The following is a 17720-nucleotide window of genomic DNA, read 5'->3' on the forward strand; positions in this document are numbered from 1 at the left end:
CCCCGTAGGAGCCCAGAAGAAAGGGACGGACAGCCGGTGTCGACTCCGTTCTATGTGTCACCCCAGCAGGCCATGGCCGACCGGGCGGAATACGCCCGCAAGGGCATCGCCCGCGGTCGCAGCCTGGTCGTGCTGCAGTACGCCGACGGCATCGTGTTCGTCGGCGAGAACCCGTCCCGTGCGCTGCACAAGTTCAGCGAGATCTACGACCGGATCGGCTTCGCGGCCGCCGGCAAGTACAACGAGTACGAGAACCTGCGGATCGGTGGTGTGCGGTACGCGGATCTGCGCGGGTACACCTACGACCGTGACGACGTGACGGCCCGTGGGCTGGCGAACGTCTACGCGCAGACGCTCGGCACCATCTTTTCCTCGGCCGGTGAGAAGCCGTACGAGGTGGAGCTGGTGGTCGCGGAGGTCGGTGCGACCGCCGCGGGCGACCAGATCTACCGGCTGCCGCACGACGGTTCGATCGTGGACGAGCACGGTTCGGTCGCGGTCGGTGGCAATGCCGAGCAGATCAGCACCTTCCTGGACCAGCGTCACCAGGACGGGATGACCCTGTCCGAGGCGTTGAAGTTGGCGGTGCAGGCGCTGTCCAGCCAGGCGAACGGCGCGGACAAGACGATTCCGGCGGAGCGGCTGGAGGTCGCGGTGCTGGACCGGACGCGGTCGCAGCAGCGCAAGTTCAAGCGGATCCGGGGCCGGCAGCTGTCGCGGTTGCTGGAGGCGGACGTGACGGCGGCGGTGCAGGCCGATGCCGTGTCGAACGACGAGGCGCCGGAGGACGACGCCGAGTAGGCGCAGTGTGTGAGTAGGCGCAGTGTGTGAGGGGCCCCGGTTCGCCGTTCTCGGCGGGCCGGGGCTTCGTCGTGTCCGGTCGGCTACGGCGTCGGGGCGGGGCCCGTGGAGTCGCGGACGACGAGTCGGACGGGGATGTCGGGGGCGGTCCAGGCGGTGCCTTCCAGGACGGCGAGGAGGGCGGTCATGCCTTGTTCGCCGACGCGTTCGGCGGGGAGGTGGACGGTGGTGAGTTCGGGTTCGACGGCGGTGGCGAGGGCGAGGTCGTCGAAGCCGGTGACGGAGAGGTCTTCGGGGATGCGCAGGCCGAGGCGGCGGGCGGCCTTGCAGGCGCCGGCGGCGAGGATGTCGTCGTCGCAGACGATGGCGGTGGGGCGGTCCTGGGGGGTGGCCAGGGCGGTCTCCATGGCCGTACGGGCGGCGTCGACGGTGAGGGGGGCCCGTACGGTGCGCAGCTCGGCGTCGGGGCCCAGGAGGGCGGTGAGGGCTTCGGCGCGGGTGTCGAAGGTCCAGGAGTCGACGGCGGAGGCGAGGTGGAGGAAGCGGCGGTGGCCGAGGGCCAGGAGGTGTTCGGTGATCTGGCGCATGCCGTCGGCCATGGCGAGGTTGACGTGGGCGGCGGCGGTGTCGGCGGCGGGGTCGCTGTCGAGCATGACGAGGGGGAGGGTGTTGCCGCCGATGGCGTCGAGGGTGTGGGCGGCCATGGAGGAGGCGATGACTCCGTCGAGGGCGGCGCGGGCGGAGGCGAAGGGGTCGCGGGCGGGGCCGGTGCCGTCGGGGGAGGGGTAGAGGACGACGCCGAAGCCGTGTGCGGCGGCGACGCGGGCGGCTCCGGTGTAGACGCGGGCGAAGAATTCGTTGGTGAGGGCGGGGACGACGAGGAGGGCGGTGCGGGTGGTGCCGAGGCGGAGGTTGCGGGCGGCGAGGTTGGGGCGGTAGCCGAGGCGGGTGGCGGTTTCGCGGACGTGGGTGGCGGTGCGTTCGGAGACGCGGCCGGGCCATTTGTCGCCGAGGACGAGGGAGACGGTGGCCTGGGAGACCCCGGCGGCGGTGGCCACGTCGCGGCTGGTGGGTCTCGTCACAGGGGGCTCCTGAAGTGCGAGGTCGGGGGGTGTGGTGGGGTCCGCGGGGTGGACCGGCGGACTGCGGCCATGGTACGTATGAGCCGTCACGTTATACGTATTACTTGGATGGCTCCCGGCTGGATCCGGGCAGAAGGTGGGGCGGAGATGGCCGCGGGATACGCGGAGCTGCTGAGGACCAGGCACGCCGCGAGGCTGCTGGTGGGCACGCTCGTGGGCCGGCTGCCCAATGCCACGGGGCCGATCGCGATCGTGCTGTTCACGCGTGCCGAGGGCGGCAGCTACAGCCTGGCGGGGGCGCTGGCGGCCGCGTACGGGTTGGCGAACGCGGTGGGTCAGCCGCTGCTGGGGCGGGCCGTGGACCTGTTCGGGCAGCCGCGGGTGCAGCTTCCGGCGGCCCTGGTCTCCGCGCTGGGCATGGTGTGGCTGGCGTTCGCGGGTACGGGGTCCGCGGTGGCGGCGTACGCCGCGGTGGTGGTCGCGGGGCTGTTCACGCCGCCGCTGGAGGGCGGGCTGCGGGCGCTGTGGCCGGGGGTGCTGGGCGGCCGCGAGGAGAAGGTGCACGCGGCGTACGCGATGGACGCGGTGGCCCAGGAGGTCATGTTCACCGTGGGTCCGTTGCTGGTGACGCTGTTCGTGGCGATGTGGTCGCCGGCGGGGGCGCTGCTGGCGCTGAACGCGATCGGTGTGCTGGGTGCGCTGTCGGTGGTGGTCAGCGAGCCGTCGCGGACGTGGCGTTCGGAGCCGCGGGAGGCGCATTGGCTGGGGGCGCTGCGTTCGCGGGGGCTGTTGGCGCTGCTGGGTGCGTTCTTCTTCGTGGGCATGGCGCTGGGTTCGATCACGGTGGCGGGTGTGGCGTACGCGGACGATCACGGCGGTCAGGCGGTGTACGGCTGGCTGATGGCGGCGCTGGGGCTGGGTGCGCTGATCGGTGGGGTGTTCTACGGTGCGCGGCAGTGGGCCGGTGCGCCCGAGCGGCGGCTGCGGCTGTTGGTGGCTCTGCTGGCGGTTTGCTACCTGCCGCTGATGTTGGTTCCGGGTGCGGTGGCGATGACGGGGTTGTCGGCGCTGTCGGGCGTGTTCCTGGCGCCCGCGCTGGCGTGTGCGTTCATCGTGGTGGACCGGCACGCTCCGGCGGGCACGGTGACGGAGGCGTTCTCGTGGTTGGTGACGTTCTTCGGGGTGGGTGCGGCGATCGGTACGGCGGCGGCGGGGCCGGCGGTGGAGCTGGGCGGTACCGCGTCGGGCTTCGGTGTGGCGAGCGTGGCCGGCGGTTCGGCGCTGTTGGTCCTGATGGTCACTCAGCGGGTGCTGGCAACTGGTGGGCGCAGTCGCGCGGTGGCGGGTTCGTCCGACGGTGCGTCGGAGGTGGCTCCTGACGTGCCGTCGGAGGTGTCGTCGGCGTCCTGATCGGTGGGTGCGCCGGCTGGGCCGATCGGGCCGTGATCGGGGCGCCGATCGGCCCGCTGGCGGGAGCTGATCGAAATGGCGCTCCCGAACCCGGTTTCAGAAGAGGGCAGAAGGCGTAATGTTCAGTCATGGACCGCCGCATTTTCGGGCTGGAGAACGAGTACGGCGTCACGTGCACGTTCAGGGGACAGCGCCGACTGTCTCCTGACGAAGTGGCGCGCTACCTCTTCCGCCGTGTTGTGTCATGGGGCCGCAGCAGCAATGTCTTCCTGCGGAACGGCGCCCGCCTGTACCTCGACGTGGGTTCGCATCCGGAATATGCAACTCCCGAATGCGACAACGTGACCGAGCTGGTCACTCACGACAAAGCAGGCGAGCGCATTCTCGAAGGTCTGCTCGTCGACGCCGAACGACGCCTGCACGAGGAAGGAATCGCGGGCGACGTCTATCTCTTCAAGAACAACACCGACTCGGCGGGCAACTCGTACGGCTGCCACGAGAACTACCTGGTGGCCCGGCACGGGGAATTCTCCCGCCTGGCGGACATTCTCATTCCGTTCCTCGTCACGCGCCAGCTGATCTGTGGCGCCGGCAAGGTGCTGCAGACGCCGCGGGGTGCGGTCTACTGCGTGAGTCAGCGGGCCGAGCACATCTGGGAGGGCGTCAGCTCCGCGACGACCCGCTCGCGGCCGATCATCAACACCCGGGACGAGCCGCACGCGGATGCCGAGCGCTACCGCAGGCTGCACGTGATCGTGGGTGACTCGAACATGTCCGAAACGACCATGCTGCTCAAGGTCGGGGCCACCGACCTGGTGCTGCGCATGATCGAGGCGGGCACGGTGATGCGGGACCTGACCCTGGAGAACCCGATCCGGGCGATCCGTGAGGTCAGCCACGACATCACGGGTCAGCGCAAGGTGCGCCTCGCGAGCGGCCGGGAGGCTTCGGCGCTGGAGATCCAGCGGGAGTACTACGACAAGGCGGTGGACTTCGCCGAGCGCCGGGGGATCCGTACCGGCGTGGTGGACCAGGTGCTGGAGCTGTGGGGCCGCACGCTCGACGCGATCGACGCGGAGGACCTGGATCGGATCGGGACCGAGATCGACTGGGTCATGAAGTACCAGCTGATCGAGCGGTACCGGGCCAAGCACAACATGACCATGTCGAATCCGCGGGTGGCCCAGATAGACCTCGCGTACCACGACATCCACCGTCGGCGCGGGCTGTACTACCTGCTGGAGCGCAAGGGGCAGGCGGCGCGGATCTGCAACGACCTGAAGATCTTCGAGGGCAAGTCGGTGCCCCCGCAGACGACGCGGGCGCGGCTGCGCGGGGACTTCATCCGGCGGGCGCAGGAGCAGCGGCGGGACTTCACGGTCGACTGGGTGCACCTGAAGCTCAATGACCAGGCGCAGCGGACGGTGCTGTGCAAGGACCCGTTCCGGTCGGTGGACGACCGGGTGGAGAAGCTGATCGCGGGCATGTAGGACCCGCAGAGTAACCGCAGTGTGACATCGCACTCCTCGCCAGGGCCCCGTACGTCTCTCGTACGGGGCCCTGTGCACGGCTTAGAGTGGCGAGCGACCGCTTTGCCGTCTGAGATCTGAGGAACACGTGCGCCGACTTGCCGGCCTGCTTGTCGTACCCCTGCTGCTGCTGACGACCGCAGCGTGTGGCGACGACAGCGGCTCCGACTCCGCCCAGATGAAGAACGGGGCTCCCGCGATCACCAAGGGTGCCGCCTTCGGGGAGACGCCCACCCTGTCGAAGGGGAAGGGCGCGCCGCCCAAGGAGCTCAAGGTGGTGACCATCAGCGAGGGCGCCGGGCCGGTGCTCAAGAAGGACGACATCGCGCAGGTCCACTACCTCGGCCAGGTGTGGGACGGCAACGAGTCGTTCGACAAGAGCTTCGGGCGGCCCGCGCCCTTCGACGTGACGATCGGCGCCGGCGCGGTCATCAAGGGCTGGGACCAGGGCCTGGAGGGCCAGAAGGTCGGCAGCCGCGTCGAGCTGGTGATCCCGCCGGAGCTCGGTTACGGGGCCCAGGGCTCGCCCCCGAAGATCAAGCCGAACGCCACGCTGGTCTTCGTCGTGGACATCGTCAAGGGCACGTCCGTCCCGGCCTCGGCCACGGGCAAGGAGGTCGCCCAGGACAACAAGGACCTGCCCAAGGTCGGCACGAACACGGACGGCAAGGAAGTTTCGGTGACCGTCCCGAAGGACACCGCCGAGCCCACCAAGCTGGTCTCGGACTACGTCCTGGAGGGTGACGGCGCGGTCGTGAAGGACACCGACAGCGTCGTGGTCAGGTTCAACGGCAAGACGTGGAAGGACGACAAGTCCTTCGAGAGCACCTACACCAGTGGCCAGGCGATCACCTGGCCGCTGGGTGAGCTTTCGGTCAAGGGTCTGAAGGACGGCATCGTCGGCAAGAAGGCCGGCAGCCGCATCCTGCTGGTCATCCCGCCGGACCAGGCCTTCGGGGACAAGGAGCAGGGCACCATCCCGGCGAAGTCGACGCTGGTCTTCAGCCTCGACATCCTCGCGGTGATGTAAGACTGTTCCGGTTGACCGTTTCGTACGTATGAGGAGAAGTTCCGTGAGTGACCTCCAGAAGCCCGAGATCGACTTCCCCGAGGGCGAGGCCCCCAAGGACCTCGTGATCGACGACATCTGGGTGGGCGACGGCGCCGAGGCCAAGAAGGGCGACCGGGTCTCCGTCCACTACGTGGGTGTGGCCTTCTCCACCGGTGAGGAGTTCGACGCCTCCTGGAACCGCGGTTCCGCGCTGCAGTTCCAGCTCGGCATCGGTCAGGTCATCGCAGGCTGGGACCAGGGCGTCCAGGGCATGAAGGTCGGTGGCCGCCGCAAGCTGACGATCCCGGCGCACCTCGCGTACGGCGACCGTGGCGCGGGCGGTGCGATCGCCCCGGGCGAGACGCTGATCTTCGTCTGCGACCTGGTCAAGGTCGGCTGATCCGGTCATCCGCGATCGGTGCAGGGGCCCCCGCCGTCCGGCGGGGGCCCCTCGCTTTTGCCCGGGCGCGCCGGGGCGGTACGGTCAACGGTCAACGGGTCCGTCCGCAACCGGGCGTGGCCCGTGTGACGGTCCGACGGATGTGCAGGCGGAGAAGGGCGGAAGGGCGTCGATGGCGATTGCCAAGGCCGAGCGGCTGATGAATCTGGCGCTGTGTCTGCTGGGGACCCGCCGGCCGCTCAGCAAGCGGGAGTTGCGCGGTTCCATCGAGGCCTACATGGAAGCCGGCAACGACGAGTCGTTCAACCGCATGTTCGAGCGGGACAAGGACGACCTGCGCGAACTCGGCCTCGTCATCGAGACGGTGGAGAACCTGGACGGCGAGACCGGTTACCTGGCCCGCCGGGACAGCAACCGGTTGCCTCCCGTCTCGCTGGACGCCGAGGAGGCCGCGGCCCTTGGGCTGGCGGCCAAGGTCTGGCAGCAGGCGCGGTTGGCGGGGGCCGCCAGCGGGGCCCTGCAGAAGCTGCGCGCGGGCGGGATGCCCGAGGCGGAGGACCCGTACGAGGGGCAGCACAGTGCGATCGAGCCGCGCATCCCGGTCCACGAGGCGGCCTTCGAGCCGCTGATGCTGGCCTGCCGGGACCGCCGGCCGGTGGTCTTCGACTACCGCAAGTCCACCGCCGCCCGGCCCGAGGCCCGGCAGGTGGAGCCCTGGGCGCTGGAGTGCTGGCGCGGCCACTGGTACCTGGCCGGTTACGACCGCGACCGCGGGGCGGAGCGGGTGTTCCGGCTCTCCCGGATCACCGGCAAGGTCCGCTCCCGGGCCGCGAAGTACACCGCCGACGTGCCGGACGTGGTGACCGTGCGGGAGACCGTGGCGAGCTGGGCCGGGGAGAGCGCGGACCGCAGCGCGCTGATCCGGCTGCGGGCCGGGGCGGGCTACCCGCTGCGGGCCAAGGCCACCGCGGTCCGCGAGGGCGGGGACGGCTGGGACGAGCTGGAGATCCCGTACGGGCACGGGCTGGACGCCTGGCTCGTGGAGTTCGGGCCCGACGTCGTCGTGGTCGGTCCGCCCGACCTGCGGGCGGACGTGGTGGACCGGCTGCGGGCCGTGGCCGGGGCCTGAGCGGGCCCGATCCCGGGGCCCGCGGGCCCGGCGGCCGATCCGCGGCCGCAGCGTTCCACAAGAGCGACATCCAAGACGTGCCCTGAGGGGGAGACGTACCAGCATGGCTGCCAACGCCATCGACCAGACCCGCCGGATGCTGTCCCTGGTGACCTATCTGCGCGAGCGCCCCGGCGCGCACGTCGCGGACGTCGCGCGCGCCTTCGGGATCACGGAGGACGAGCTGATCTCGGACCTCGACGTGCTGCCCATGTGCGGGACGAGCTTCCGGGGCGGGGACCTGCTCGACATCGACACCGACGGGGAGCGCATCTGGTGGCGCAACCCCGACGCCTCGGGGGAGTCCACCGCCGAGCCGCTGCGGCTGGCCGCCGACGAGGCGACCGCGCTGCTGGTGGCCGCGCGCGCGGTGGCCACCTTGCCGGGGCTGCGCGAGAGCGACCGGAACGCCCTGCTGCGGGCCACGGCCAAGCTGGAGGCGGCCGCGGGCGAGGTGGCCGGGGCCAGCTCCCGGCTGTCGGTGACCTTCGAGTCCGAGGGCGGGGTCTTCGCGGACGTCGACCGGGCCATCGCGGAGCGCCGGCGGCTGTGGCTGCGCTACTACTCGCCCGCGCGGGACGAGCTCACCGAGCGCACGGTCGACCCGATCCGGCTCTTCGCGGTGGGCCACACGTACATGGAGGGCTGGTGTCACCTCTCGGAGGCCCGGCGCACCTTCCGCCTCGACCGGGTCGCGGAGATCCGGCTGCTGGACGAGCGGGCCGAGCCGCCCGCCATCGAGCCGCGCGACCTGTCCGAGGGCCTGGTCCAGCCGGCGGCCGAGGACCCGGAGGTCGTGGTCGAGGTGGGGCCGGGCGGGCGCTGGGTCGCCGAGTACTACCCGCACGACAGCGCGGAGGAGCTGACCGGGGGCGGTCTGCGGATCACCCTGCGCAGCCCGGACCCGGCCTCGTTGCGCCGGCTGGCGCTGCGGCTGGGCCGCGAGGGCCGGATCGTCGCTCCGGCCGAGCTGGCGGACAGCGCGCGCAGCGCCGCCCGGGAGGCCCTGGCGGGGTACGGGGAACAGGTCTGAGGGGAACGCGCTCGATGTCGCCAACGTCCGGGCCCGTCGCCTTCAAGGCTTCTTGTCCCGACTGCCGGGCCCGCTTCGAGCTGGACGCGGGCGCCCTGCGGCTGGCCATCGGCGGGAGCAGGCGGACCACCTTCTATTCCTTCACCTGTCCCGAATGCGGTGCCGCCGTACGCAAACCCGCCGGCGAGCGGATCGTGGAACTGCTCACCGGTGGTGGCGTGAGCACCCTGCGCAGCGTCTGACCGGGCGGGTGGCCTAGGCTCGCCCCATGCTGTGGCCGATGTTCGCAATTGTCCTGGGCTTCCTCGGAGTGGCCGTGCTCGCCGTGCTCGCGGTGCGGGTGTACGTGGAGGTGCGCAGACTGGCCTCCCAGGTGGCGCAGGCCAGCCGCCGGGTCACCGAGGCCTCGGCGGACCTCGAGCGGGCGGCCGTCGACCTGGCCCGGGCGGGACACGACGTACGTCCCTGACAGGGGGACGAACGCGTTGTAACGGGGCATGGTGTACCTGCCCAGGTACAACCGCGGGGACCCCCGGGGATTGCCGGGCGTTAACCCCCGGGGGTTACGATCCTCGGTAGAGCAAGTCCTAGGCGCCCGTCCGGCGTGCTGTGAACCTCGGAGAAGAAGGAAGATACCTATGGGCAACTTCAGGGGTTGGGAAATCCTCGTCATTGTCGGACTCATCATCCTGCTGTTCGGCGCCAAGAAGCTCCCTGACATGGCCCGCTCCCTCGGCAAGTCGGCCCGCATCCTCAAGAGCGAGGCCAAGGCCATGAAGAAGGACGGCGAGGGTGACGACGTCGCCGCCGCCGCGCCCGCGGACCAGTCCGCGCAGCAGCCCGTCGCCCCGCGTACCATCCAGGCCGCTCCGGGTGACGTCAGCAGCTCGCGTCCGGTCAGCGAGCCGAACCGCACCGCCCAGGGCTGACACCCGCCGTACACGCCAGTCATCTGCAACGAGACAAGGGACGTGGGTTGCTCAACTCTGCCCGCAAGCAGGAGAAGAAGGAACGGCAGGCGAAGGACGCCGAAGGGCGCATGCCTCTCGTCGAGCACCTGCGTGAGCTTCGTAACCGCCTGCTGAAGTCGGTCCTGGCGATCGTGGTGATCACGATCATCGCCGCGTTCTTCTACCGGGAGATCATCAACTTCCTGTTGAAGCCGATGCTGGACTCCGTCGGCTGTACGGACGGTGTGGTGACCCAGCGCAACGGCCGCCCCTGCGCCGACATGACCGTGAACGGCCTGATCTCGGCGTTCTCGATCGCCCTGAAGGTCGCGCTGATGGCCGGTGTGGTGCTGTCCGCCCCGGTGTGGCTGTACCAGCTGTGGGCGTTCGCCGCGCCCGGACTGCACAGCCACGAGAAGAAGTACGCGCGGAGCTTCGTGGCGGTCGGCGCGCCCCTCTTCCTGACCGGCGCGGTGATCGCGTACAAGATCCTCCCGCAGACCGCGACGATCATGCTCGAGTTCACCCCCGACCACGCGCGCAACCTGCTGCCGGTCGACGACTACCTCGACCTGGTCACCCGCATGGTGATCGTGTTCGGCCTGGCCTTCGAGCTACCGCTGCTGCTGATCCTGCTGAACTTCACCGGTGTGCTCACCGGAAAGCGGCTGGCGGGCTGGTGGCGGGGCATGGTCCTCGGCATCACGATCTTCGCCGCCTTCGCGACGCCCACCGGTGACCCGCCGACGATGCTCGCGCTGGCCGTGCCCATCGTGGCCCTCTACTTCGCCGCCCTCGGCATCTGTCTCCTCAACGACCGCAGGCGCAGGCGCAACGACCCCGACGCGGAACTGAGCGACGACGAGGCCTCCCAGCTGGACCTCACGCCGTCGCCGATCGGCGAGCTGGAATCCGTCCCGGCCCCCGCGGCGCTGCCCGAGCAGGCCGACGGCGGACGCCAGCGGATCAACGGATACGACGACGCCACCTGACGGGTGCGCCCCCGGCCACCGCCGGGAGGTGCCCCCGGGGGCGACCGGAGCCCGAGAAAGGGCTCCGGTACATTCCCGTGGATGAGCCACGAGGTCACCCTCTTCGTCAATCCCACAGCCGGACGCGGCCGGGGCGCGCACGCCGCGCAGCCGGCCGCTTCGGCCGTCCGGGAGGCCGGATTCTCCGTCCGGACCGTCGTGGGCGCCGACGCGCCCGACGCGCTGGCCCGACTGACGGCCGCCGTCCGTGAGGGCACCGGTGCGGTGATCGCGGTGGGCGGCGACGGGATGGTCTCCCTCGCGCTCCAGGCCCTGGCGGGGACGCCGGTGCCGCTCGGGGTGGTCGCGGTGGGCACCGGTAACGACTTCGCGCGGGCGATGGGGCTGCCCGTACGGGAGCCGGCGCGGGCCGGGCGGATCGCCGCCGAAGCCGTCAAGGAGAGCCGGATCCGGGAGATCGACCTGGGCCGGGTGGGCGGCGCCGACTACGAGAAGTGGTTCGGGACCGTGCTGTGCTCCGGCTTCGACTCGCGGGTCAACGACCGGGGCAACCGGATGCGGCTGCCGGTCGGGCGGTTCAAGTACGACCTGGCGATGATCGCGGAGCTGGCCGCCTTCCGGCCGTTCCCGTACCGGATCACCCTGGACGACGGGCCGGTGATCGAGACCGAGGCCACGCTGGTGGCCGTCGGCAACGGATCCTCCTACGGCGGGGGCATGCGCATCTGCGCGGACGCCGTCCCCGACGACGGGCTCTTCGACGTCACGGTGGTCGGCGACTGTAGCCGGGCCACCCTGCTCAAGGTGTTCCCGCAGGTCTACAAGGGCCGCCACCTCGGCCATCCGAAGGTGACCGTCCACCGGGCCAGGAAGATCAGCCTGGAGGCGGCGGGCCTCGGCGCGTACGCCGACGGCGAGCCGCTGGGGGCGCTGCCGGTGACCGCGGAATGCGTTCCCCGGGCCGTCCGGCTGCTCACTTAAATGATCGCGACTGTTGTCAGAGGTGGCGGGTAGGCTCGACAGCAAGATGACCGAAGAACTCTCACCCGCCGAGCGGTACGCCGCTGCCCGGATCCGCGCCGCCGAAGAGGCCTCTGCCCTGGCCCCCTTCCGCGAGATGTACGACTTCGACCTGGACCCGTATCAGGTCGAGGCCTGCAAGGCGCTCGAGGCCGGCAAAGGCGTCCTCGTCGCCGCCCCGACCGGCTCGGGCAAGACCATCGTCGGCGAGTTCGCCGTGCACCTGGCCCTCCAGCAGGGCCGCAAGTGCTTCTACACGACGCCGATCAAGGCGCTGTCGAACCAGAAGTACGCCGACCTCGTCAAGCGCTACGGCGCCGACAAGGTGGGCCTGCTGACGGGTGACAACAGCGTCAACTCCGAGGCGCCGGTGGTCGTGATGACCACCGAGGTGCTCCGCAACATGCTGTACGCGGGCTCGCAGTCGCTGCTCGGCCTCGGCTACGTCGTGATGGACGAGGTCCACTACCTCTCCGACCGGTTCCGCGGGGCCGTCTGGGAGGAAGTGATCATCCACCTCCCCGAGTCGGTCACCCTGGTCTCCCTGTCGGCCACCGTGTCCAACGCCGAGGAGTTCGGCGACTGGCTGGACACCGTGCGCGGGGACACCGAGGTGATCGTCTCCGAGGAGCGGCCCGTACCGCTGTGGCAGCACGTCATGGCCGGCCGTCGGATCTACGACCTCTTCGAGGAGGAGTCCGACCACGGCGGCCGCGGCTCCGCGCGCCGGGAGGTCAATCCCGACCTGCTGCGCATGGCCCGCGAGGAGAACAGCCGCACCTACAGTCCGAAGGACCGGCGGCGCGGCAAGATGGTCCGCGAGGCCGACCGCGAGCGCGAACGACGCTCCCGCGGCCGGATCTGGACCCCGTCCCGCCCCGAGGTCATCGCCCGCCTCGACAACGACGGGCTGCTGCCCGCCATCAACTTCATCTTCAGCCGGGCCGGCTGCGAGGCCGCCGTCCAGCAGTGCCTGTACGCGGGCCTGCGGCTGAACGACGAGCCCGCGCGGCTCAAGGTCCGCGAGCTCGTCGAGGCGCGGACCGCCTCCATCCCCACCGAGGACCTGCACGTCCTGGGGTACTACGAGTGGCTCGAAGGGCTGGAGCGGGGCATCGCCGCGCACCACGCGGGCATGCTGCCCACCTTCAAGGAGGTCGTGGAGGAGCTCTTCGTCCGCGGCCTGGTGAAGGCCGTCTTCGCCACGGAGACCCTGGCGCTCGGCATCAACATGCCCGCGCGCACGGTGATCTTGGAGAAGCTGGTCAAGTGGAACGGCGAGCAGCACGCCGACATCACCCCCGGCGAGTACACGCAGCTGACCGGCCGGGCCGGGCGGCGCGGCATCGACATCGAGGGCCACGCGGTCGTGCTCTGGCAGCGGGGCATGGACCCGGCGGGGCTCGCCGGGCTCGCGGGTACCCGTACGTATCCGCTGCGTTCCAGCTTCAAGCCGTCCTACAACATGGCCGTGAACCTGGTCAGCCAGTTCGGGCGGCACCGCTCGCGCGAGCTCCTGGAGACCTCCTTCGCGCAGTTCCAGGCCGACCGCTCGGTCGTCGGGATCTCCCGGCAGGTCCAGCGCAACGAGGAGGGCCTGGAGGGCTACCAGGAGGGCATGACCTGCCACCTGGGGAACTTCGAGGAGTACGCGCAGCTGCGCCGTGACCTCAAGGACCGCGAGACGGACCTGGCCAAGCAGGGCGCGGCGCAGCGCCGGGTGCAGGCGGCCAGTTCGCTGGAGAAGCTCAAGCCGGGCGACATCATCCACGTGCCGACGGGCAAGTTCGCCGGGCTCGCGCTGGTCCTGGACCCGGGCGTGCCGGCCGGGCGGGTCAACGGGCACCGCGGGCACGAGTACGCCGAGGGCCCGCGTCCGCTGGTGCTCACCGCCGAGCGGCAGGTCAAGCGGCTCGCCGCGATCGACTTCCCGGTCCCGGTCGAGGCGCTCGACCGGATGCGGATCCCCAAGACCTTCAACGCGCGCTCGCCGCAGTCCCGTCGGGACCTGGCGTCCCAACTGCGGACCAAGGCCGGGCACATCACGCCGGAACGGCGCTCCCGCGGCCGGGCCGCGGCCGCCGACGACCGTGAGATCGCCCGGCTGCGCAGCGAGCTGCGGGCGCACCCCTGCCACGGCTGCGACGAGCGCGAGGACCACGCCCGCTGGGCGGAGCGCTACCACCGGCTCAAGCGGGACACCCAGCAGCTGGAGCGGCGGATCGAGGGGCGGACGAACACCATCGCCCGCACCTTCGACCGGATCCACGCGCTGCTGACCGAGCTGGACTACCTGCGCGAGGACGAGGTCACCGTGCACGGCAAGCGGCTCGCCCGGCTGTACGGGGAGCTGGACCTGCTGGCCTCCGAATGCCTGCGCGCCAGGGTGTGGGAGGGCTTGAGCCCCGCTGAACTGGCCGCCTGCGTCTCGGCGTTGGTCTTCGAGGCGCGGCAGTCCGACGACGCGGTCGCGCCGAAGGTGCCCGGTGGCGCGGCGAAGGTGGCGCTCGGCGAGATGGTCCGGATCTGGGGCCGCCTCGACGCTCTGGAGGAGGAGCACCGCATCAACCAGGCGGAGGGCGTGGGCCAGCGCGAGCCGGACCTCGGTTTCGCGTGGGCGGCGTACCAGTGGGCCTCCGACAAGAGTCTGGACGAGGTGTTGCGCGAGGCGGAGATGCCGGCCGGTGACTTCGTGCGCTGGTGCAAGCAGGTCATCGACGTGCTCGGGCAGGTCGCTGCGGCGGCTCCGGCGGCCTCCGGCGACAGCGGGAGCACGGTGGCGCGAAATGCCCGCAAGGCCGTCGACGCCTTGCTTCGGGGTGTAGTGGCCTACAGCTCGGTCGGCTAGGCGGTTTTGGGGCTTCCTCCGAGAGCGGGGACGGCCCGATCTGATCTCTTGCCATGATCGAATCGGCGTGCTCTGTGCGACGATCGATTCCATGAGCGGGGGAGCGGACGATGGTCCGAGACGGGTCGGTCGGCCACGTGCCGACCGGCTGAGACCGGAGAGCGGCCGGCCGCCGCGCGAGGAACTCCTCTGCGCGGCGGCCGAGTTGTTCACCGCGCAGGGATACGCGGCGACCACCACCCGGGCCGTCGCCGAACGGGCCGGGATGCGCCAGGCCACGATGTACCACTACTTCGGCGGCAAGGAGGAGCTCCTCGCCGAACTGCTGGAGTCCACGGTGGCACCCTCGCTGGTGCTGGCCCGGCAGCTGCTCGCGGACGACGGGCGGTGCGCCGCACGGAGGTTGTGGGAGCTGTGCCGCTCCGACGTGCTGCTGTTGTGCGGCGGGCCGTACGACCTGGGGGCGCTCTATCTGCTGCCCGAGCTGCGCGGTTCGCGCTTCGCACGGTTCCGTCGGATGCGCGGAGAACTCAAGTACGCCTACCGGCTGTTGCTCGCCGGGACCCGCATCGGCACCGAACTGGCCGGGGACGAGGCGGGGCTGAGGCTCCGGGGCGACCTGGTCTTCGGGCTCATCGAGGGCGTCATGCTGATCCACCGCACGGATCCGCAGCGACCGGTGACGGCCTTCGCGGAGGCCACCGCGGACGCGGCGCTGCGGATCGCGGGCGTCGGCCCTGCCGGCGAGGGGGACTAGCGACCGGCTCCGGCTTCCCAGCCCGCGCGGTCGTCCCAGGCCTGGAGGGTGCGGCCGCTCTCGAAGCGGTGCGCGCGTGCGGTCACCGGGTCGGTGAACGCCAGGACCCGGGCCAGGAGTTGCAGCGGCCTGCGGTAGTCGTCCGGGGCCGGATCGGTGACCTGTGGGTACACGGGGTCGCCGAGGATGGGCACGCCCAGGCTGTTCATGTGGACCCGCAGCTGGTGGGTGCGGCCGGTGCGGGGGGTCAGCCGGTAGCGGGCCAGCCCGTCGCGGGCCCCGACGCATTCGACGAGGCTTTCGGCATTGGGCTCGCCGCCGGGCACCTCGACCGCCGCGATGACCCCGCGGGCCTTCTCGATCCGGCTGCGGACCGTGCGCGGGAGGGTGCCGGCGAGGTCCGGGTCGTGCGGTGCGAGGGCCTCGTACTCCTTGTGCACCTCGCGCCGCTGGAAGAGGAGCTGGTAGGCGCCGCGGTCCTCGGGCCGGACGCTGAACATCACCAATCCCGCCGTCAGCCGGTCCAGCCGGTGCGCGGGGCTGAGGCCGGGCAGGTCCAGCTCCTCGCGGAGCCGGGCCAGGGCGGTCTCGGTGATGTGGGAGCCGCGCGGGGTGGTGGCCAGGAAGTGCGGCTTGTCCACGACCAGCAGGTGCGCGTCCCGGTGGACGACGGAGATCGGGAAGGGCACCCGCGGCTCCGGCTCCATGTCCCGGTGGAACCACAGGTAGGCGCCCGGCTCGTACGGGTCCTCCGCGCGCAGGACCCGCCCGCCGGCGCCCAGCACCCGGCCCGCGGCCAACAGGCGGGCGACCGAGTCGGCGCCGCGGGTGCCGGCGTAGCGTGCCGCGAGGTAGTCGCCGAGATCCGGCCACGTCCCGTCCGGATCGGGCGGGAGCCGCAGCCGGACCGGATCGATGCCGGCACGCTGGGGGAGGGGCGAGGGGGGTGGCTGGGCTCTGCGTCTCATCGGGGAACAGGCTATGCGGCTACCGCTGGGTGAAAGTGCCCAGGTGGTCGGCGTCGAGGTATTCCACCCGTAGGGTGCCGTCGGTGAAGACCACCCCGGTACGGCCGACCGCGTTCTCGCCCGCGGTCATGAAGCTGAACGTGTCCCCGTCGTAGTGGGTCAGCGGGAAGCGCAGGGGTTCGGGGCCGAGGGCGAGGGTGAGCGCGCCGTTGTCGTCGGCGGTCACGGTGGCCCTGCCGTAGTAGGGGTTGTCGTAGGTTCCGGTGTACGCGGCGCTGTCCCGGGCCGGCTGCGCTCCGGAGGGCGGGTGGGCGTAGTCGGTCTTCGATCCGTTCGGGGGTTCGAGAGCCGTCGCGTAGGCGGAGGCGGCGAGGGCGAGCCAGTCGGTGGAGACCTTGCCGTGCTCGGCGAAGTCGAAGAAGTCCAGGGCCACGGCGTCGGGCAGGCCGACCGGGGCGCCGTTGGTCAGGACGACGATGCCGAGCCGCTCCAGGGGGAGCATGGTGACGTTGGTGTTGGCGCCGAGTTCGAAGGCGCCGGAGTGGCTCAGGCGCGTGCGGCCGGCGCTGTCGTAGCTGACGTTCCAGCCGAGGCCGTAGAAGCTGGTGGTGCCGACGGCGTTGGTCGGCTGCGACACGATCTCGGGGACGTGGGTCCGTGCGAGGGTGTCGGCGGGGACGATCCGCTTCCCGTCGAGGGTGCCGCCGGCCAGCTGCAACCGCAGCCAGCGGGCCATGTCGGTGGCGGTGGAGCTGACGCCGCCGGCAGGGGCCTGGGCGTCCGGGTCGCGGACGAAGCGCGGGCTCCAGGTGCCGTCAGCGTTCTTGACGTGGGTGGCGGCGTGGTCGGGGGCGTTGATGAAGGCGGAGAACTCGGTGCTCGTACGGGTCATGCCGGCGGGCTTGAAGAGGGTGTCGGCGCTGAGCTTCTGCCAACTGGTGCCCTTGGCGCGGGCGACGGCCTCGGCGGCCGCGGTGAACCCGAAGTTGGTGTACGCGTAGCTCGCCCGGAACGGGCCGAGGGGCTCCAGGCGCAGGTGGCCCAGGATGTACGCCTGGTCGTAGCCGAGGTCTTCGAGGAGGTCGCCGGCGTGGTCGGGGAGGCCGCTGCGGTGGGAGAACAGGTCGGCGGTGGTGACGTGGTCGGTGACCCAGGGGTCCTTCAGGGAGAACCCGGGCAGGACGGTGCGGTCGTCCCACTCCTGGGGGTCGGTGAGGGTGCCGGCCACGACCGTGGAGGAGACGGGCTTGGACAGCGAGGCGATCTGGAAGACGGTGTCGGGGCCGACCTTCGCGCCCTCGCCGGTCCTGCGCAGCCCGTAGCCCTTGATGTGGACGACCTCGTCGTCGTGGACCACGGCCACGGACACGCCGGGGACGCCGGTGCGGCGCATCATGTCCTCGACGGTACGGTCCAGGCGGGCGACGGCCTTGTCGACGGCGGCGTCCGTGATCTGGGGCGTCGGGGCGGGGGGCGGGGTGGGTGCGGCCGTTGCCGGCAGGGCCGCCGCCGCGGTCATGAGGGCCGCGGCCCCTGCTGCCCCGAGCGTCGGGAGCGTGCGCATGGGGTCATTGTCCTGCCGGGGAGCGCGGAGCGCGCGGCGCCGCTGCCGGGGGCGCCGCCCCCAGCCCCGCGCCTCAAACGCCGGCGGGGCTGAAAGACCGGGGCTCTGCCCCCAGCCCCGCGCCTCAAACGCCGGCGGGGCTGTGGA

The 17720-nt window shown here is 71.2% G+C and carries 17 protein-coding genes; 14 read left to right on the forward strand and 3 right to left on the reverse strand.

The window, feature by feature from the left end:
- The first annotated feature begins 36 nt into the window (after window positions 1-36).
- Window positions 37-801, forward strand: coding sequence for a proteasome subunit alpha (gene prcA, locus OG594_RS13255; protein ID WP_078909722.1), 765 nt, complete (start codon window positions 37-39; stop codon window positions 799-801).
- An 83-nt stretch (window positions 802-884) separates the two neighbouring features.
- Here prcA and OG594_RS13260 read toward each other — a convergent pair whose 3' ends face one another.
- The gene (locus tag OG594_RS13260; RefSeq protein WP_266598416.1) at window positions 885-1883 is read right to left on the reverse strand and encodes a LacI family DNA-binding transcriptional regulator; all 999 of its coding nucleotides are present in this window, start codon (window positions 1881-1883) and stop codon (window positions 885-887) included.
- A gap of 147 nt (window positions 1884-2030) precedes the next feature.
- Here OG594_RS13260 and OG594_RS13265 point away from each other — a divergent pair, with 147 nt between their 5' ends.
- The 13 genes from OG594_RS13265 (at window position 2031) to OG594_RS13325 (ending at window position 15041) form a co-directional block, all read left to right on the forward strand.
- Complete coding sequence (locus OG594_RS13265) at window positions 2031-3293, forward strand: MFS transporter (RefSeq protein WP_266598418.1); 1263 nt, start codon at window positions 2031-2033, stop codon at window positions 3291-3293.
- Window positions 3294-3421: 128 nt separating this feature from the next.
- A complete protein-coding gene (pafA, locus tag OG594_RS13270; RefSeq protein ID WP_030016332.1) occupies window positions 3422-4783 on the forward strand; it encodes a Pup--protein ligase in 1362 nt (453 codons plus the stop codon).
- Window positions 4784-4910: 127 nt separating this feature from the next.
- Window positions 4911-5852 carry an FKBP-type peptidyl-prolyl cis-trans isomerase gene (locus OG594_RS13275; protein WP_266598420.1) on the forward strand — a complete coding sequence of 314 codons (942 nt, stop codon included), beginning with the start codon at window positions 4911-4913 and terminating at the stop codon, window positions 5850-5852.
- Window positions 5853-5880: 28 nt separating this feature from the next.
- The gene (locus OG594_RS13280; RefSeq protein ID WP_030016328.1) at window positions 5881-6273 is read left to right on the forward strand and encodes an FKBP-type peptidyl-prolyl cis-trans isomerase; all 393 of its coding nucleotides are present in this window, start codon (window positions 5881-5883) and stop codon (window positions 6271-6273) included.
- Between the two features lie 172 nt (window positions 6274-6445).
- Entirely contained in the window at window positions 6446-7402 is a 957-nt protein-coding gene (locus tag OG594_RS13285; RefSeq protein ID WP_266598422.1) for a YafY family protein, read from the forward strand.
- Between the two features lie 103 nt (window positions 7403-7505).
- Entirely contained in the window at window positions 7506-8474 is a 969-nt protein-coding gene (locus OG594_RS13290) for a YafY family protein (protein WP_266598424.1), read from the forward strand.
- Between the two features lie 14 nt (window positions 8475-8488).
- Window positions 8489-8716, forward strand: coding sequence for a hypothetical protein (locus OG594_RS13295; protein ID WP_266598426.1), 228 nt, complete (start codon window positions 8489-8491; stop codon window positions 8714-8716).
- Window positions 8717-8742: 26 nt separating this feature from the next.
- Complete coding sequence (locus OG594_RS13300; RefSeq protein ID WP_266598428.1) at window positions 8743-8943, forward strand: hypothetical protein; 201 nt, start codon at window positions 8743-8745, stop codon at window positions 8941-8943.
- A gap of 169 nt (window positions 8944-9112) precedes the next feature.
- Window positions 9113-9403, forward strand: coding sequence for a Sec-independent protein translocase subunit TatA (gene tatA / locus OG594_RS13305; RefSeq protein ID WP_266598430.1), 291 nt, complete (start codon window positions 9113-9115; stop codon window positions 9401-9403).
- A gap of 47 nt (window positions 9404-9450) precedes the next feature.
- On the forward strand, window positions 9451-10416 hold the full coding sequence (gene tatC / locus OG594_RS13310; RefSeq protein ID WP_266598432.1) for a twin-arginine translocase subunit TatC: 966 nt from the start codon (window positions 9451-9453) through the stop codon (window positions 10414-10416).
- Between the two features lie 81 nt (window positions 10417-10497).
- Window positions 10498-11397, forward strand: a complete 900-nt coding sequence (locus OG594_RS13315) for a diacylglycerol kinase (protein WP_266598434.1) — start codon at window positions 10498-10500, stop codon at window positions 11395-11397.
- A gap of 46 nt (window positions 11398-11443) precedes the next feature.
- A complete protein-coding gene (locus OG594_RS13320) occupies window positions 11444-14284 on the forward strand; it encodes an RNA helicase (protein ID WP_266598436.1) in 2841 nt (946 codons plus the stop codon).
- A 91-nt stretch (window positions 14285-14375) separates the two neighbouring features.
- The gene (locus OG594_RS13325; protein ID WP_266598438.1) at window positions 14376-15041 is read left to right on the forward strand and encodes a TetR/AcrR family transcriptional regulator; all 666 of its coding nucleotides are present in this window, start codon (window positions 14376-14378) and stop codon (window positions 15039-15041) included.
- On the opposite strand, the gene OG594_RS13330 is transcribed toward OG594_RS13325, so the two are convergent.
- Window positions 15038-16009, reverse strand: a complete 972-nt coding sequence (locus OG594_RS13330) for an RluA family pseudouridine synthase (protein ID WP_266598440.1) — start codon at window positions 16007-16009, stop codon at window positions 15038-15040. The two genes, OG594_RS13325 and OG594_RS13330, sit on opposite strands and share 4 nt — an antisense overlap.
- Window positions 16010-16028: 19 nt before the next feature.
- The gene (locus OG594_RS13335) at window positions 16029-17573 is read right to left on the reverse strand and encodes a serine hydrolase (RefSeq protein ID WP_266598442.1); all 1545 of its coding nucleotides are present in this window, start codon (window positions 17571-17573) and stop codon (window positions 16029-16031) included.
- Window positions 17574-17720: the final 147 nt, after the last annotated feature.

It is taken from the genome of Streptomyces sp. NBC_01214 (assembly GCF_026340975.1).
Lineage (GTDB): Bacteria > Actinomycetota > Actinomycetes > Streptomycetales > Streptomycetaceae > Streptomyces.

Bases quoted from the DNA above. Each gene is read 5' to 3' on its own strand.
- OG594_RS13265 (WP_266598418.1), top strand. From the start codon at position 2,031: ATGGCCGCGGGATACGCGGAGCTGCTGAGGACCAGGCACGCCGCGAGG.
- pafA (WP_030016332.1), top strand. From the start codon at position 3,422: ATGGACCGCCGCATTTTCGGGCTGGAGAACGAGTACGGCGTCACGTGC.
- OG594_RS13280 (WP_030016328.1), top strand. From the start codon at position 5,881: ATGAGGAGAAGTTCCGTGAGTGACCTCCAGAAGCCCGAGATCGACTTC.
- OG594_RS13285 (WP_266598422.1), top strand. From the start codon at position 6,446: ATGGCGATTGCCAAGGCCGAGCGGCTGATGAATCTGGCGCTGTGTCTG.
- OG594_RS13290 (WP_266598424.1), top strand. From the start codon at position 7,506: ATGGCTGCCAACGCCATCGACCAGACCCGCCGGATGCTGTCCCTGGTG.
- OG594_RS13295 (WP_266598426.1), top strand. From the start codon at position 8,489: ATGTCGCCAACGTCCGGGCCCGTCGCCTTCAAGGCTTCTTGTCCCGAC.
- OG594_RS13300 (WP_266598428.1), top strand. From the start codon at position 8,743: ATGCTGTGGCCGATGTTCGCAATTGTCCTGGGCTTCCTCGGAGTGGCC.
- tatA (WP_266598430.1), top strand. From the start codon at position 9,113: ATGGGCAACTTCAGGGGTTGGGAAATCCTCGTCATTGTCGGACTCATC.
- OG594_RS13315 (WP_266598434.1), top strand. From the start codon at position 10,498: ATGAGCCACGAGGTCACCCTCTTCGTCAATCCCACAGCCGGACGCGGC.
- OG594_RS13320 (WP_266598436.1), top strand. From the start codon at position 11,444: ATGACCGAAGAACTCTCACCCGCCGAGCGGTACGCCGCTGCCCGGATC.
- OG594_RS13325 (WP_266598438.1), top strand. From the start codon at position 14,376: ATGAGCGGGGGAGCGGACGATGGTCCGAGACGGGTCGGTCGGCCACGT.
- OG594_RS13330 (WP_266598440.1), bottom strand. From the start codon at position 16,009: ATGAGACGCAGAGCCCAGCCACCCCCCTCGCCCCTCCCCCAGCGTGCC.
- OG594_RS13335 (WP_266598442.1), bottom strand. From the start codon at position 17,573: ATGCGCACGCTCCCGACGCTCGGGGCAGCAGGGGCCGCGGCCCTCATG.